Annotated in this window: 10 protein-coding genes; 5 read left to right on the top strand and 5 right to left on the bottom strand. The window is 50.6% G+C overall.

All coding sequences use genetic code 11. The features are described from left to right. Nucleotides 1-411: 411 nt before the first annotated feature. The 3 genes from H6G21_RS12075 (at nt 412) to H6G21_RS12065 (ending at nt 5616) form a co-directional block, all read left to right on the top strand. Complete coding sequence (locus H6G21_RS12075; RefSeq protein WP_190573664.1) at nt 412-3960, top strand: PAS domain-containing protein; 3549 nt, start codon at nt 412-414, stop codon at nt 3958-3960. 273 nt (nt 3961-4233) lie between these two features. Continuing rightward, nucleotides 4234-4734: a response regulator gene (locus H6G21_RS12070; RefSeq protein WP_190573663.1), complete on the top strand. Its 501-nt coding sequence runs from the start codon at nt 4234-4236 to the stop codon at nt 4732-4734. Nucleotides 4735-5043: 309 nt separating this feature from the next. Beyond that, nucleotides 5044-5616, top strand: a complete 573-nt coding sequence (locus H6G21_RS12065) for a retropepsin-like aspartic protease (protein WP_190573662.1) — start codon at nt 5044-5046, stop codon at nt 5614-5616. Between the two features lie 203 nt (nt 5617-5819). Here the strand turns inward: H6G21_RS12065 and H6G21_RS12060 are convergent, their stop codons facing one another. The 3 genes from H6G21_RS12060 to H6G21_RS12050 all read right to left on the bottom strand — a co-directional run bounded on the left by H6G21_RS12060 (nt 5820) and on the right by H6G21_RS12050 (nt 11555). Beyond that, the gene (locus H6G21_RS12060) at nt 5820-7652 is read right to left on the bottom strand and encodes an N-acetylmuramidase domain-containing protein (RefSeq protein WP_190573661.1); all 1833 of its coding nucleotides are present in this window, start codon (nt 7650-7652) and stop codon (nt 5820-5822) included. A gap of 176 nt (nt 7653-7828) precedes the next feature. Continuing rightward, on the bottom strand, nt 7829-10357 hold the full coding sequence (locus H6G21_RS12055; RefSeq protein WP_190573660.1) for a type I secretion system permease/ATPase: 2529 nt from the start codon (nt 10355-10357) through the stop codon (nt 7829-7831). A 433-nt stretch (nt 10358-10790) separates the two neighbouring features. Then, nucleotides 10791-11555 carry a peptidylprolyl isomerase gene (locus H6G21_RS12050; protein WP_190573659.1) on the bottom strand — a complete coding sequence of 255 codons (765 nt, stop codon included), beginning with the start codon at nt 11553-11555 and terminating at the stop codon, nt 10791-10793. 375 nt (nt 11556-11930) lie between these two features. Here H6G21_RS12050 and H6G21_RS12045 point away from each other — a divergent pair, with 375 nt between their 5' ends. Then, nucleotides 11931-12572, top strand: a complete 642-nt coding sequence (locus H6G21_RS12045) for a peroxiredoxin (protein WP_190573658.1) — start codon at nt 11931-11933, stop codon at nt 12570-12572. 187 nt (nt 12573-12759) lie between these two features. Further along, complete coding sequence (ubiE, locus tag H6G21_RS12040) at nt 12760-13530, top strand: bifunctional demethylmenaquinone methyltransferase/2-methoxy-6-polyprenyl-1,4-benzoquinol methylase UbiE (RefSeq protein WP_190573657.1); 771 nt, start codon at nt 12760-12762, stop codon at nt 13528-13530. Between the two features lie 34 nt (nt 13531-13564). Here ubiE and H6G21_RS12035 read toward each other — a convergent pair whose 3' ends face one another. Next, a complete protein-coding gene (locus H6G21_RS12035) occupies nt 13565-14641 on the bottom strand; it encodes a sugar transferase (RefSeq protein ID WP_190573656.1) in 1077 nt (358 codons plus the stop codon). Nucleotides 14642-14770: 129 nt separating this feature from the next. After that, the gene (locus H6G21_RS12030) at nt 14771-15571 is read right to left on the bottom strand and encodes a PIG-L family deacetylase (RefSeq protein ID WP_190573655.1); all 801 of its coding nucleotides are present in this window, start codon (nt 15569-15571) and stop codon (nt 14771-14773) included. Nucleotides 15572-15735: the final 164 nt, after the last annotated feature.

Here is a 15735-nt window from a genome sequence, read left to right as displayed (position 1 = left end):
TGAGGAGCCCTTAAATAAAAGCGTCTGTGTCAGGATACAAGCCAAATTGAATTTTGGGGAAGAAATGAATAAAAATTTTTATTCTTAGCAGTCGGTTCTGCTGTGGACAGGCAAGAATGCACCCTTGTTATTGTTTGCAAAGCTAATCTGAAAAGCTAGTCTGCAAAGACAGTCTGTCAAGCGACCGTATGGTAGCAATGCGATATCATGGTGCCAATACAACATGGTGTCAATAAATACGGTGCCAATACAGCATCCTGGTCATGGTGCTAATACAACATCCTGATGACGATCGCCCCGATCGATACAAGTTGTAATTGCTGGTAACCCTTGAGCCTTGTTGATACCTACAATCTTGATCTATTCCCCCTGCTTCCTGTATCCCCCCTACTTCATGCATCCTACTAATTTATGTTCTCCATCCATACTGAAGGGTTTGATATTAGCCGAGCGATTATTGACAACCCCTTAACGATCGCGCCTACGGCCTCGGTCATCGAGGCGCTTCAGTTGATGAGTGCAGAGAAATTCAGTTGTTCACTACTCTGTTCACTCACCAGCCATGAGTCCCCCTTGAATCCAGCCTCTCTCGCTGCAATGGCGGATGCTAGAGCGAGCTGTGTCCTCGTGATTGCAGAGAATCAATTAGTCGGCATCTTAACAGAACGAGATGTGGTGCGCTTGAGTGGAGAAAACCGGGATTTGGCCACGGTGACGATGGCAGAAGCGATGTCCCATCCTGTGCAAACCCTGCAACGATCGGACTTGAAAGATATTTTCGTTCCCTTAAATCTGTTTAGACAGCATCGGATTCGGCACCTCGGCATTTTGGAAGCAGACGGTTCTGTTGTGGGCATCATCACCCATGAGAGCATTCAGCAGTTATTGCAACCTGTAGATTTACTGCGAATGCGCTGTGTGTCTGAAGTTATGGTAAGCCAAGTGATTTCAGTCTCCGCTGAGGTTTCGATTTTGCAAGTGGCTCAGCTCATGACCCAGCATCGTATTAGCTGTATTGTGGTTGCTGAACCTGCGGCGGAGATTGAGCAGCCTTTTGCCACACCCAGCACAACCCCTCAAGCATCCCCTTGCCTAGAAGCGCCACCACCTGCATTGCGACCGATCGGTATCGTTACCGAAAAAGATATTGTTCACTATCAGACATTGCAACTTCCACTAGAGCGAATTGCTGTCCAAGAGGTTATGAGTCGGCCTGTATTTACGGTGTATCCCGAAGAGTCAATTCTAGTAGCCCATCAAAGACTGCAAACCTATCGCATCAGCCGGATTGTTGTCGTCAATCAGCAGGGCCATTTAACGGGTCTCATCACCCAAACCAGTTTGTTGAATCTTTTGAATCCGAGTCAGCTTTATCAAGTCCTGGAGGTGCTCCACAACAGAGTGACTTACTTAGAACAGGAAAAACAGGCCAAAGTGACCCTAGCTCTCAAAGCAGCGGATGCTGGGATGTGGGAATGGAACTTGACCGATCGCACCATGACTTGGTCGGATGAAAATTTTGCGCTGCTCGGCTATGCGGTCAATGCGTGTTCAGCCTCCTATGAAGCTTGGTTACAGGCTATCCATCCCGACGATCGCGATCGAGTCATTCAACAAGTACAATCTGACATCGCTACCCAATCAGATCTCAACTTGGAATATCGAGTCCTGTGGCCTGATGGAACCTGTCGCTGGCTGACGGATATTGGACAACTGACCTATGACTCGGCTGGCAATCCGATCAACGTATTGGGAATCCGCCTCGACATTACTGAGCGCAAACAAGCAGAATCACTCATTCAGTCCACTAACCTCACCTTAGAACAACAGATCACACAACGTACCCATGCATTGCAACAAAGTGAGGAAAAATTTCGCCAGTTAGCAGAACATATCAATGCTGTTTTTTGGTTAACAGATCTGAATCATCAACTGCTCTATATCAGTCCGGCCTATCAGCGTATCTGGCCCAAAGAGCAGCAACCGCTATTTAAATCGATCGAGCATTGTCTCCAATCGGTTCATATTGCAGATCATCCCAAGCTCCGCCAAGCCTTTGAGCATATGTTGGAAGCACCGCAAGCGTTGGAATATCGATCGTTCAAGCCTGATGGGACGCTTCGTTGGATGTATGCCCGATCGTTCCCCATTCGTGATGCCTCGGGCCAAGTCTATCGCTTGAGTGGACTGTTGGAAGATATCACCCAACGTAAATTGGTGGAGGAAGCCCTCCAAGACAGTGAACAACGCTATGCTTCCTTAGCTGCCGCTGCCCCCGTTGGCATTTTTCGCACGGATGCGGAGGGACATTGTATTTACGTCAATGAACGCTGGTGCGAAATTGCCGGTCTCTCGGCTGAAGCTGCGTTGGGTGAAGGCTGGATTGCATCCCTGTATCTGGAGGATCGAAGCCAGGTATTTGCAGCGTGGCAACAGTTTCTTGATAGTGATCATCCCTTTCAACTGGAGTATCGATTGCAACGGCCTGATCAGCAAATCACCTGGGTCTACGGCCAAGCGGTTGCAGAACGTAACTCCCATGGAGACGTGATTAGTTACGTTGGCACTATTACTGATATTAGCGATCGCAAACGAGCTGAACAAGCATTGCAAAAACAAATTGAATTCAATCGCATCATTACCAATTTTTCCAATTCATTTATCAACACCACATTCGATGAAATTCCTAGCGCCATCCAGTCAGCCTTGCAGGTAATCGGAGAATTAGGGCCGGTTGACTTGATCTATGTAATGAATTTTGCGGATTCTAGTCAACCGGTTACGCTGCTGTATCAACCGGGGCCATCTCCACGGGGGGCCACTGAATTTCCTGCGATCGTTCCAGAATTCCAAAATTTTTCACCCCTTCACCATCCTTTGCACGACTTCCCTTGGACAGAAGCACAAGTACAGGTCAGCGAGTTTGTCTATTTACCTTGTCTCGAGGCTCTGCCCCCGGAAGCAGCGATCGATCGTCACCATTGGCGTAGGCTGGACATCAAATCTTTGCTCGTGTTTCCGCTTTCCTATGCAGGAGACATTACAGGCTGGGTCTGCTTCATCGATCGCAGCCATGAACATCGGTGGTCTACCACAGAAGTAATGGCCTTAGAACAATTTAGTGTTGCAATTAGTCATGCATTGCAACGGCAGCGATCGGAACAGTTATTGCAGGACTATAACTATCGCCTCGAACAACAGGTTGCAGAACGTACCGAAGCGCTCCGTCAAAGCCAAGCGGAACTGCAAACTTTAAATCAAGAACTCTTGCGATCGAACCAGGAATTAGAAAATTTTGCCTACGTGGCATCTCACGATCTACGAGAACCCCTGAGGGCGATCGTTAGCCACACCCAAATCCTCCAAGAAATAGCCCAAGCCCAGTCCTTAGATGAGGGGATGCTGGAATGCTTGCACTACATCCAGGATGGGGGCTTACGGATGCAGCAGTTAATTCAAGATCTCTTAATCTATGCGCGTCTTAGCTATCGCGAATTAGAACGGGGTTCCTTGAATTGTCAAGAAGTCATAGAAGAGGTTTTGAGAAACCTACATGTTGCGATCGTAGATAATCAAGCCACCATCATTGTTGATCCATTGCCAACACTGCAGGCCAATCGCACCCAAATGATCCAGCTTTTACAAAATCTTGTGGATAATGCAATCAAGTTTCGCCAATCTAGCCCACAAGCCAATCCGCCTCGCATTCACATCACAGCCATTCCACTTCCCACCCAAGGCTGGCAGTTTGCCATACAAGATAATGGCATTGGGATGAAGCCACAGTACCTCGATCGTATTTTTGATATTTTTCGTCGATTACATCCCCGAACCAAATTTCCTGGAACAGGGATTGGGTTAGCAATTTGCAAAAAAATTGTTGAATTATATGGTGGTAAAATCTGGGCGGAATCTGAATTGGGTGTAGGCACCACCATTTATTTCACAATTCTGAATTAGGTACTTAGAATTAAACTAAACCTCAAGGAAAAAATAAATAAACTAATTTCTCAGAGTAAATTTTCAGGTGCATTGCTAGGAGAAAATAGGACAACAAGAATCCTATTTCATAGAACACCAATTTTTATAGAACTCACCCTGATAGACGACAATTCCCTCATTCAGGTGAACCCTAGCGCAGGTCACGTATCCAGTCGTTCTTTCTTGTAGTATTTATCTACTATGTAGTATGTGTTTCCCTAATGTGTGACGAAGGATCAAGTTGCAACCGTCATGAATGATCAGCCTGTAGGTTCGTCGATCGAAATTCTCCTTGTTGAAGACTCACCTAGCGATGCCTATCTGTTGACTCGATACTTTAGACAACGGAACAATCCAAACAGTTCAGACAGCACTAATCTTTCAGACAGCACCGATCGTTCTATTACACAGTGTCAGATTCATTGGGTGCAAGATGGAGAATCCGCACTGGATTACTTGCACCAACGGGGAGACTATGCAGCGGTGCAGCTTCCCCGGCTGATTTTGCTCGATTTAAATCTGCCGGGGTTAGATGGGTGTGAAGTGCTTGCCCATATCAAGACAGATCCCATTCTAAAGAAAATTCCAGTCATCATTCTGACCACCTCGTCCAGTGAAGTCGATATTCTACGGGCATACGATTTACACACGAATTGCTACATCACCAAGCCAACTAACTTAGCTGAATTTTCGGAAGTTTACGCTACCATTAACCATTTTTGGCTATCGATGGTTCAGTTACCCAATCTTTGATTCCTAAGATTGCATGTCCTCCCTGCCTTGACAGCCTGTCTGGGCAACGCAGATATCAGCGCTGGAAGAGAATTCGCAGCTCAACCCTTGACTGGTATCGATCACTATCAGACTTGTTAATCAGTCAAAAAAACTACGGGAAGATAATTTTCGACAATCCCCTGAACATTAGGCAAACTGGAGAGAGGCAACTTGTGAAACTCGTCCCTCTGGTCAAATCTGACTGAAGGCTATTTCCGCGATTCTGCCTCCATCTATTCCGCTTCCACCCATACTGTTCCTCGGTACTACTCTCCTGGAAACTGTGTCATGAAACGTCCGTGCTTTCAATTCTTTCCTACGGCTCTCGTCGGTCTTGGCTTAACTACAGGGATCGCAACGGTTATCGGACCCTCCTTCCCCGCGATCGCGCAAAATACTTGTTACATGGTGACATCATCGGGGCAACGGGTGAGTTTGGGCACACTCTGTGGAGAGGAACCCCCGGAAAAAGCCAGCAAAACGCCTAAGGATGGAATTTATCGCGTCAAAATCAAGCGACGGCTAGCTTCGACCCCCGTGATTGATGTGACGTTTAATGGTAAGCCCTTTGAGATGATTCTTGATACAGGGGCCAGCAGCACTTTGATTACGCGCGATATGGCCAATGCTTTGGGGCTAAAACCGATCGGAGTCCGGAAGGTCATCATTGCGGATGGTAGTGTGGTGCAGTTTCCAGTCGGTTCGATCGGCTCCGTGTCTACAGGGGGCTTAACTACCAAGAATTTGAAAGTGACGATCGCGGACAAAGCCGATGTGGGTTTACTCGGTCACGATTTCTTCGGTCGCTACGATGTCAAAATCAAACGCAATTCGATCGAATTTCATCCCCAAAGTAATTAGTAGCAGGCTAGTCATTAGCAGCATGATTCCGCCATACAGCAGCGATCGATCATACAGCGCCCGTCAAATTGCTCATCTGAAGACCACTCGCCCAGAATGTAACCCCTCCAGCCAAGCCAAGCGGCTAAAGGGGTTAGCGTTTTCCAGGCAGGGTATTCAGTTCCCAGACAGGGGATTTAGCAGGTTAACTAGGTACAGATCAACTAGGTAATGGTTGACCAGTATTCATAGGAGTCTGCTAATTTTTCATCGTAGCGGTTGGCACGGTAGCTTTCACCGTTGTACCGCAGTGCAAATCCCGCCCAATCCCGACGAATGAGAAAACGATCGAGGCCATTGGTTCTGATGAAGCTAAACATCGCCATGAGTTGCTTGCCTTCGCTCTGGTGCATGTCCCGCACAAAAGTTTCCACATCGGCATACCCTGCGGCCCGGTGGTTAAAGCCCATAACTTGCCCCAATCCCCAGGAAGCGGATTTGAGTGCCCCCGCCCGATCGAGATTGACCGCCTGATACAAACGATCCCATTCCCCTAGGCCCCCGATGTAAAGGTTCCGGTTCCACACGGGGCTAGAGATATTGGAATTGCTGAAGTCATAGCGGCTATTGGTAAAGTCAGAAAACCAATGGGCTTCAAAAAGAATTTTAGGACGACCATCTCGATGAAATCCCGATCCAGCCGCTTCCACAGAAACAACCGCTCGAACTGCGGCGACTTCACAGCCGATCGTATTGGCCACGGCACGATAGTCATTGAGCGATAAGGCGGGTGGGTTCGCCACAACAGGAATGCCTGGTACTTCCGGTTCCAAGAGTAGCTTAGCCGCACGGGGAGAAACAGTAGCAGGATCCAACCCATAGATTCCACAAAACGCAACATAAGCACGCTGAGTTCGGGGCCCCCATAGGCCATCCGCCGCACCCAGCCCATAGCCCAGTGCATTCAGAGATTCCTGTACCTGAGCCGCGATCGCGCGGTTCGGCTGAATTTCGGTCGTCGGCCAAGCATAGGTGCCCTGAGATAAAGCTCGCAATCCTGCGGGTAAGCGATCGGGCTTTGCCGTAGGAGGGGTAGGAGTGGGTGTTGGGGTAGGAGTAGGTGTCGGAGTAGGAGTGGGTGTCGGAGTAGGAGTGGGTGTTGGTGTTGGAGTGGGTGTCGGAGTAGGAGTGGGTGTTGGTGTTGGAGTGGGTGTTGGTGTTGGAGTGGGTGTTGGTGTTGGAGTGGGTGTTGGTGTTGGAGTGGGTGTCGGAGTGGGTGTTGGGGGAGGTGTCGGAGTAGGAGTGGGTGTCGGGGTAGGAGTGGGTGTCGGGGTTGGGGTCGGGGTGAGAGACGCAGGCGGAGCTTGCAGAAGAAGCTTGGCAGTTTGAGGCGTTAGGGTCTCTGCTCTGAGATTATTGGCTTTCGTAAACGCAACGTAGGCGCTTTGGGTTCTTGCGCCCCAATCTCCATCCACAACACCCGGTTGGTACCTCCATACCGTTAAACGCTGTTGGATTTCGCGGGTAATCGTCGGATCAGCAGTCACGATCGCAAGGATCCAATTGACTGTCCCGTTAGCCACCTGTTGCAGTGTTGGCTTAGTCGGAAACAGTAATTTCTGGGCCGCTAAGGGCGTAAGCCTATCAATTGGGTAGGAATTTGACCGTGCAAAGGATTCATAGGCCGCTTGGGTGCGTTTGCCCCAGTCACCATCGACTGGCCCCGGTTGTAACCCGCGATCGGTCAACCGTTGCTGAATTTCTCGAACAATATTGGGATCATCAACAAGCACCGCTACAGGCCAATTTATGGTTCCATTGCCGACCTGCTGGAGGCTAAGCTTAGGCAATTGCAACAACTTTTGGGCCGCTTGGGGGGAGAACTCATTGGCTTTAAACCCATTGGCATTCGCAAAAGCAGCGTAAGCCGCTTGGGTTCTTTGCCCCCAAAAACCATCCACTAACCCAGGCTGGTAGCCCCAATAGATCAAACGCTGTTGCAAATCGCTGACAAAGACGCGATCGTTTTGCAGGGTGGCCACAGACCAAGTGGTCATGTTTTTGACAAGATCCTGTAAGTTCATAGTTCCAGCCCTTTCTAAAATTGGCGTTGCAATACAGTTGCAATGCAGTTGAGCGTTCCAGTTGAGCGTTGCAACTTGGCCTCTCAAAATTTTAAGCACGATTGCCAGAAGAAAGCGGCGATCGTGCAATTTTTCTATCTAAACAACCCTTAAACGGCTGCTTGTTGACGTTGATACAGTGAGTAATACAGCCCCTTCTTGCGCAAAAGCTCATCATGGGTGCCTTTCTCAGCTACCACGCCCTTCTCCATCACCAGAATCAGATCCGCCCGACGCAATGGCGCAAACCGGTGGGCAATCATAAAGATCGTACGGTTCCCCGACACCTGTTGCAGATTTTGCAAGACCTGTTGCTCCGTTTCACTATCCAAAGCACTAGTCGCCTCATCCAAAATCATCAACGGCGCATCGGAGAGGAACAAGCGCGCTAGGGCAATGCGTTGCCGCTGACCACCGGACAGCGCCGTTCCCCGCTCACCCACATTGGTTTCATAGCCGTGGGGCAGTTCGCTCACAAAGTCATGGGCCGCAGCCAGTCGCGCTGCTTCCACCACCTGCTCGGCAGAAATATCAGGACGACCTAGGCTAATGTTTTCAATGATGTTGCCATTGAAGATAAAGTCTTCCTGCAACACCACCCCCATCTGGGTTCGTAGAGAGTGCAGATCGGCACTCTTGACATCGAAGCCATCCACCAGAATCCGACCGGACTCCGGCAGGTACAACCGTTGCAATAACTTAGACAGGGTACTCTTACCGGATCCGCTTCGACCCACAACACCGACGAGCATTCCCGGCTTCACCTCAAAGGAAATGCCCTTCAGAACGGGCTCTTGGCTCTGGTTATACCGAAAAAAGACCTGCTCAAACTTTACTTCCCCTTGCAGCGTAGGCAGCACCAAGCCCGAACCCGGTTCCGCTTCTGGGGACGCATTGAGGATATCGCCGATCCGATCGACCGAGAGCAAGACCTGTTGTAGGTTCTGCCAGAGTTGCACCAGGCGCAGCAGCGGCCCAGTCACTTGGCCGGACAGCATTTGGAATGCCACCAATTGCCCCACGGTGAGTTCCTGCTTGATCACCAGCGTCGCCCCCACCCACAGGATGAGCAGATAGGAAAACTTGGTGAGAAAGTCCGCAATACTGCCGCTGATATTTTGCGTGGTCGAGGCTTTGAAGCTGGTGCGAATATAGCGGGCGAACAACCCTTCCCAGCGATCGCGGGAGGCTTTCTCTGCCGTATGGGCTTTGACCGAATGGATCCCCGTTACCGTCTCCACCAGGAAGGACTGACTATCGGCATTGCGGTTAAAGGTTTCGTTGAGCCAGTTACGCAGAATCGGGGTCGTGGTCAGGGTCAAAATCGCGAACAGGGGCAACACCGCCAGCGCGACTCCCGTCAGGAAGAGGTTGTAGTAGGCCATCAACCCCAGATAAACCACCGCAAAAATGGAGTCCAAGACCACCGTCAGCGCAGTCCCCGTCAGGAATTGGCGAATATTTTCCAACTCCTGCACCCGCGCCACCGTATCCCCCACCCGGCGGGATTCAAAGTAGGCCAAGGGCAAGCGCATCAGGTGGCGGAACAACTGGGCCGAGAGGGAGAGATCCAACCGCCGTGCAGTGTGGGTAAAGATGAACAACCGCAAGCAACCCAAGGTCGCTTCGAAGACGGCAACCCCCAACATCGCGATCGCCATGACATCCAGGGTGGAGATACTGCCCTGCACCATCACCCGGTCAATGATGACTTGGGTAATCATGGGCGTCGCTAGCCCTAGCAATTGCAGCGTCAGCGAGGCAAACAGCACCTCCCCCAGCAAACCGCGATACTTCCAGACCGCAGGCAGGAACCAGCCCAGGTTGAACCGTTCCTGCTTTTGAATCATCTCAACTTGCCACAGTTGCCGATCCCAAGTCGGTTCAATCTGCGATCGATGGATGGCTTCACAGGTGGCCGCAGGATTCATGGGATCCGCTACGATCATGCGATCGCCCCGAATCCCATAGACCACCAGCCAATAGGGATCTTCATCGCCCTGTTTCAGCATTAACGCTGGAAATTCCAGCAACCGCATCCCTTGCCAGTCGATCGTAATCCGTCGCAAATGCAGACCCAGCTTTTCCGCTGCTTCCACGACACTGCTGGGCTTTTGGCTGCGCACTTGGCGCTGCACCCATTCCAACTGAGCCGGATTTTGCAAATGGTTAGCCACCATGGTGAGGCAGGCGGCGGCGGTGTTGATGCCGGCAACAAAGGGAAAGCCTTGGGTGGGCTGGGGCGATCGATCGGTTTGGGGCTGGTATTGTGTGCGTTGGGTTGCCCAGAAACGGCTCATCTCCTGGGTGTTCACCGTTTCCCACAGGGGCGTCGGCCAGACGATCGCCTCGACCCCATCCGCCGCCGATCGGGCTTTATAGCCTGATAGATCCAGCAAATCTCCAATCCAGTCTCCAGGCTGCAACATCAGGGATTTGCCTTCATCCGTCACCAGGCGCACTTTCCCCGCCAGAATCAGGATGATATCCCCTGGATTATCCGCTGACCAGAGGGGTTCCCCTAGGCGATATCGTCGTAATTCCCCTTGGGTTTTGAAGAGAACCTGCTGTTCGGGCGTGAGATAACACAGCGGCGGCTTATCCCAGGGAAACTTGGTAGAAATATCGTTGGTTATCATAGGGGCAGCAGCGATCGATACAGTGGTTGGAGCAATGGAAGGCAGTCAATGGAAAGCAGTCAAAGGTTAGAAATCAAAGGTTAGAAATCAAAGCTGGCTGGTCAAATCAAAGTTGGCTGGTCAAAATAGTGCACAGGGAATGCAACTATTTTGACATTCAGCACTGGACTCGTTTCTAATTTCTAATAGAGTACTGAAATTACAGCATTCTTACCGTCAAAGTTTTTAACCTAAGGTTTGAGTTGCAAATGTTTAACCAGTGTAAAAGCCCCCAACATGGGGTTTGGGGGCTAATCTGGCGGCAATGGATTCAACCAGTCAGGCCAGCCAGGGAAGGTCGCTCTAGTCCAGTCAGATCGCGACTCGATCGGGGCAACTAGTCCGGTGAGACCGTGATTCCAATGCACAATGCACAGCGACTCCCGTGAGATCCCTATTCTCCAACTTGTAACTTCACCGTCATTTTCTGGATTTTGTCGGCAATCCAGCGTTCAAATAATTCATTGCGTAGGGCTTGCTGAAGCTGCACATCATCTAGGGTTGCGTCCATCTTCTGCTCCACCCGGAAAAGCCCCCAACGGTTTTCCAATTCGATCGGCCCTAGCAGGTCGCCAGGGTTGGCAGCGTCGATTTGGGCACGGATGGCATCGGGCAACGTCCCTCGGCTGACCGGCCCCATCATGCCATTCACCATTTTGTCGTCGGTCAAAGAATATTGTTTAGCTAGAGCCTCAAAGCTTGCGCCTTCTTCTTGGATTTGGGTTTTCAGTTCTTCTGCGAGGTCAGCATTATCCACAATGATGCGGGAGAGAACGACCCGATCGAGGAATACCTTACGCTCGATAAAGTACTCTTGCAGCTTCGGTTCAGTCACCACTGCTTTCAGCTTCTCCACCTTAAAGTTATTACTAATTTGTTTATGGAAGGTGGTGTAGTCTGAGCCATTCCGATTCAGGAACTCTTGGAAGGCTTGGGGCTCAGTTAATTGATTTTGTAAGCGGAAATCAATGATCGCCTGCTCGATAATTCCCTCTCCAATCTCTAGATCTTCGCGGGTATCAACTTCCTGCTGCAAAATATGCTGCCGCAAGATCCCAGCCAGAAAATCCTGTAGCTTACCGGATGCTTGCAGGTAGCGCATACATTCCCGCAGGGACAGATCTTGATCGTCGATCGTGAGAAACGCTTTAGATTCCATGAATAACACTTACAGTTTAGAAGGGGGACAGTTTAGAAGAAGGTATTCACCAATGCTGATGTCTATCTTGCCCAAAAAAACACATGACGAGACAAAACGTCCGGGAAAAATCTTAGAAACTTCGCAGAGTTGACCGATGACGATAGAGGGATTGGGGCCTCTCACCAACTGCTGCCCACAGGATTACTTGGATCCAATAGGCTTTTTGAGTTGAGAGAGACTCTCCTAGATGACCTCACTGACAGACTTCCTAACCAGACTTCCTAACCAGACTTCCTAAAAAGATCTAAACTCCGACCGGAGAACCGGGGTTTTATGGCATGATCTTTTATTAGGCAATTTTGTCAAACGTACAACAAACAGGAAACCTCGGCTATGTCTCTCCGTTTAGGCGATACCGTCCCCAACTTTACCCAAGACTCCTCGGAAGGAACGATCAATTTTCACGATTGGGCCGGTGATAGCTGGGTGGTTCTCTTTTCCCACCCTGCGGACTACACCCCCGTCTGCACCACTGAGCTAGGCATGGTGGCTAAGCTCAAGCCCGAATTTGAAAAGCGCAATGTGAAAGTCATCGCCCTCAGCGTCGATAGCGCAGAATCCCACAAGGGTTGGATTGGTGACATCAACGAGACCCAAAGCTGCTCTGTGAACTATCCCATCCTGGCGGATGAAGATAAAAAAGTGTCGGAACTATACGACATGATTCACCCCAACTCCAGCACGGGTAACACGCTGACAGTTCGATCGGTCTTCATTATCGATAACAACAAAAAGCTGCGCCTCAGCATCACCTATCCCGCCAGCACAGGCCGGAACTTTGATGAGTTGCTGCGGGTGATCGATTCCCTGCAACTGACCGATAACTATAGCGTGGCGACCCCTGCTAACTGGACCGATGGTGGCGACTGCGTAGTGGTGCCTTCGATTCCGACCGATGCAGCCCGCGAGAAATTCCCCAAAGGCGTCACGGAAATCAAGCCCTACCTGCGGATGACCCCCCAGCCTAATAAATAAGCGAATTGAGGTTTGACGCATTCAGCGTTCAATCCTGGCGTTCAATACTTAGAAAAAAGGTGGGGCAATGCTCCGCCTTTTTTAGTCCCGCCTTTTTTGGTACTGTTTTGGGTATTGTTTGGGGATTGCCCGATCGCGAGGATTAGACTTCCCCTTTATCCGTTTAACATTTCATTAGTTTTTATCTATGCATTTTGTCGATCGTTCTTCTGCCAATCCCTCTACCGCTTCAACATCTGGACAGTCAACGTCTGTACAGTCCACAGAAGTGCAGGCACTCTTCGATCGCATTGCGCCGGTCTACGATGAACTAAACCAGTGGCTTAGTCTGGGGCAGCACAAGATTTGGAAGTTAATGACGGTGAAGTGGTGCGAGCCCAAGCCAGGAGATGTGGCACTGGATCTGTGCTGTGGCAGTGGCGATGTGGCGGAAATGCTGGGCGATCGGGTTGGCGCAACGGGTCAGGTCTATGGTGTCGATTTTGCCGCAGCGCAGTTGGAAGTAGCTCGTAAACGCACAGAAGCCAAGGGGCACGGTCGATCGCAGTTCCATTGGGTACAGTCGGACGTGTTGCAGTTGCCCTTTGCGGAGAACACCTTTGACTGCGCCACGATGAGCTACGGCCTCCGGAATGTCGTGGATATTCCCGCTGCCCTGCGCGAGTTGCATCGGGTGCTGAAACCGGGAGCCAAAGCCGCGATTTTGGATATGCATCGCCCGGATAGTGCTTGGGTACGACAGTTCCAGCAATGGTACCTCGATCGGGTGGTCGTGCCTGCGGCCCAGCGCCACGGATTAACCGAAGAATATGCCTACATTGGCCCCAGCCTCGATCGCTTCCCGATCGGCCCGGAACAGGTGCAACTCGCAAAGCAAGCAGGATTTGCCGACGCGAAACATTACCCGATCGCCGGTGGCACGATGGGCGTCCTCGTGATCACGGCTGCGACCCTTTAGTCTTGTGCCTACCTGGTATCTAAAAGATCAGCCTTTACACAGGCCGCCCCTGCCGTAACCGCCGTACCATCACCAGCAACCGTTTGACAAACAAGCGGCCAAAGGCGATTCGGCTAGACCAATCGGGATAGCGCTGCCAGAACGAAAGTAAGGCCCTCGGACTTAGCCACAGTCCTTGGTGCAGTAAGTATTGTGCCAACTCCACACCGGATAAGGGTTGGGCTAAGGCAGTGGGGAGGTTCGTACCGATCGGTAGGCGGTTGGGGCGATAGTCGGGATTGTAGCGAGCGTTGACCCAGGCGGGCTCTTTGCCGCGATAGGTTTTGGCCTCGGGGTGATCAAAGCCAATATTGCGCACCATCGACTGGGTGGTGAGGACGTGGCGCATCCCCCGATCGAGGGCGGCCAAGGTGGTTGTGATTACCCAATCCGTGTGACCGTTCTTCTCTAGCCAAAATTGATTGACGAGAGTCAGCTTGGTTTGCACCGTGGCGGGGATGTTGTGGAACTGGCCAAAGGGGTTAAACGCAGGAGGTCGATCGATGAGCCCGATCGACTGCCAGCGATCGGCCCAGAGTCCCCACCCCAGGGCAAAAAATCGATTGGAGACCATCAAATCTTGCTGAGCCAGAGAGTCCATCCCATCCGGTAAGTTGGCATAGGCACTGACGGAAAAAATATCAGGCTGATTGCGATAGGCCACCAGCAACCGACACATGCGATCGAAAAAGTGAGGAGCTGGAACCGTATCATCTTCGAGATAAATTAAAGACTCCTCCGTCGCCAACACTTCGGTTAAAGCGGAAATAACATTGTGATCGCAGCCTAAATTCTGCGATCGGGCAATCACTTTAACGGGTACGCAGCTAGAAAACGCCTGCAATAACTGCACACATTGATCAATCAACCCCTGATCCGCAGGCTTGCGCGCCCCATCGACAAAGGCAATGATTTGCTGGGGTAAAAGGGATTGTGTTTGAATTCCCTTGAGTACTTCCTGGAGTAATTCCGGTCGTGTAAAGGCAACTAAGACCAAAGGCGGCAGTTTTTGGGGTAAAGCAACTTCATCCAACGTGGTGGGAAGAGTCGTAGAATTCCCTTGAATTTGCATAGTATTTTCCATTGATTGATTTAACCGTTTGTTTTAATTTTTGTTTTAACTTCTGTTTTAACTTTCGCTTGAATTTTCACTTGAACGCTGTTGTTTGAATCGATTGATTAAACGTTGGAGATGAAACCGTTATGGTTTGAAAAAGACCTCATAGGGCAAAAAGAACCGATTGAGAAATCCTGGAGGAAGCAGGGTTCCGCCCCCGTAGATCGATAGGTACTGGGATTTGTAGGTTTCCACCGCTTGGCGTTTTTGCGTCTTGACTGCCGCGATCGGTAAACGATAGGCCCCGGCCAAGTCCTGCCACTGCACCTCGCGAAATAGCCAGGTTTTCCAGAGCAACCAGATATAGTACTGATACAAATCTATGCTTAAGCCCGTGGCAGCGATCGCCTGCTGCGTCACCTGATAGGTCACCTCATGATCGGCGCTGCGATCGTGGCGATGGGTTACGTAAACTTCACCGGGCTGTAAGATTGCAATCAACTCAGTCAGCGCTGTTAAGGCCCCCTGCTGGGTCGTCTCGTCGTATTTCAAGCGACCATCGGGCTGATCTAAAAAATAGATGTGGTCTGGTTCAATGCCTAAAACCCCCAACGCAGCGATCGCCTCTTCCCGGCGGATGGGCGCAATTTCGCCGGATTTGAATTGGGGATGCCAGCTATGGGACGCCGCACCGTCGGTCACAAACACCACCCAGACCGGAATGCCCTGCTTTCGTTTCAGAGCAATCAGCCCACCACACCCAAAGGATTCATCATCCTGATGGGGTGCAATAATCATAGCGGGCTTGTCGCTGAGTGCCATAGGCCGACACAGCAAGTACAGCAGGCCATAGTGCTGCAACCGATTTTGCAGTTCAGGCAACTTGTATTTTTTCAGCCAAACTAGCTTACCGTGAACTTTTCCAACAACGCGAGATATTTGCATACCTGGAACCTTAGGCTGACCGCCCCCTGTGGGCATGTGCTGCTTAGCGATAGCTATAATTTGCCCAAAAAGTGCCTTTTTACCTCAAACCAAAGTTAATATTCCCTGGGAAAGAAAACAGCCGTCAGGGAGGTAATGCACGGGGTTATGGTGTGCCTGTTATG

This window comes from Alkalinema sp. FACHB-956 (assembly GCF_014697025.1).
Taxonomy (GTDB): Bacteria; Cyanobacteriota; Cyanobacteriia; order Leptolyngbyales; family Leptolyngbyaceae; genus Alkalinema.
This window is presented reverse-complemented; position numbering and strand designations above follow the sequence as displayed.

Excerpts from the sequence above, each read along its gene's own strand:
- H6G21_RS12050 (WP_190573659.1), bottom strand. The coding sequence starts at position 11,555 with ATGGAATCTAAAGCGTTTCTCACGATCGACGATCAAGATCTGTCCCTG.
- H6G21_RS12060 (WP_190573661.1), bottom strand. The coding sequence starts at position 7,652 with ATGACCACTTGGTCTGTGGCCACCCTGCAAAACGATCGCGTCTTTGTC.
- H6G21_RS12075 (WP_190573664.1), top strand. The coding sequence starts at position 412 with ATGTTCTCCATCCATACTGAAGGGTTTGATATTAGCCGAGCGATTATT.
- H6G21_RS12035 (WP_190573656.1), bottom strand. The coding sequence starts at position 14,641 with ATGCAAATTCAAGGGAATTCTACGACTCTTCCCACCACGTTGGATGAA.
- ubiE (WP_190573657.1), top strand. The coding sequence starts at position 12,760 with ATGCATTTTGTCGATCGTTCTTCTGCCAATCCCTCTACCGCTTCAACA.
- H6G21_RS12070 (WP_190573663.1), top strand. The coding sequence starts at position 4,234 with ATGAATGATCAGCCTGTAGGTTCGTCGATCGAAATTCTCCTTGTTGAA.
- H6G21_RS12065 (WP_190573662.1), top strand. The coding sequence starts at position 5,044 with ATGAAACGTCCGTGCTTTCAATTCTTTCCTACGGCTCTCGTCGGTCTT.
- H6G21_RS12030 (WP_190573655.1), bottom strand. The coding sequence starts at position 15,571 with ATGCAAATATCTCGCGTTGTTGGAAAAGTTCACGGTAAGCTAGTTTGG.
- H6G21_RS12055 (WP_190573660.1), bottom strand. The coding sequence starts at position 10,357 with ATGATAACCAACGATATTTCTACCAAGTTTCCCTGGGATAAGCCGCCG.
- H6G21_RS12045 (WP_190573658.1), top strand. The coding sequence starts at position 11,931 with ATGTCTCTCCGTTTAGGCGATACCGTCCCCAACTTTACCCAAGACTCC.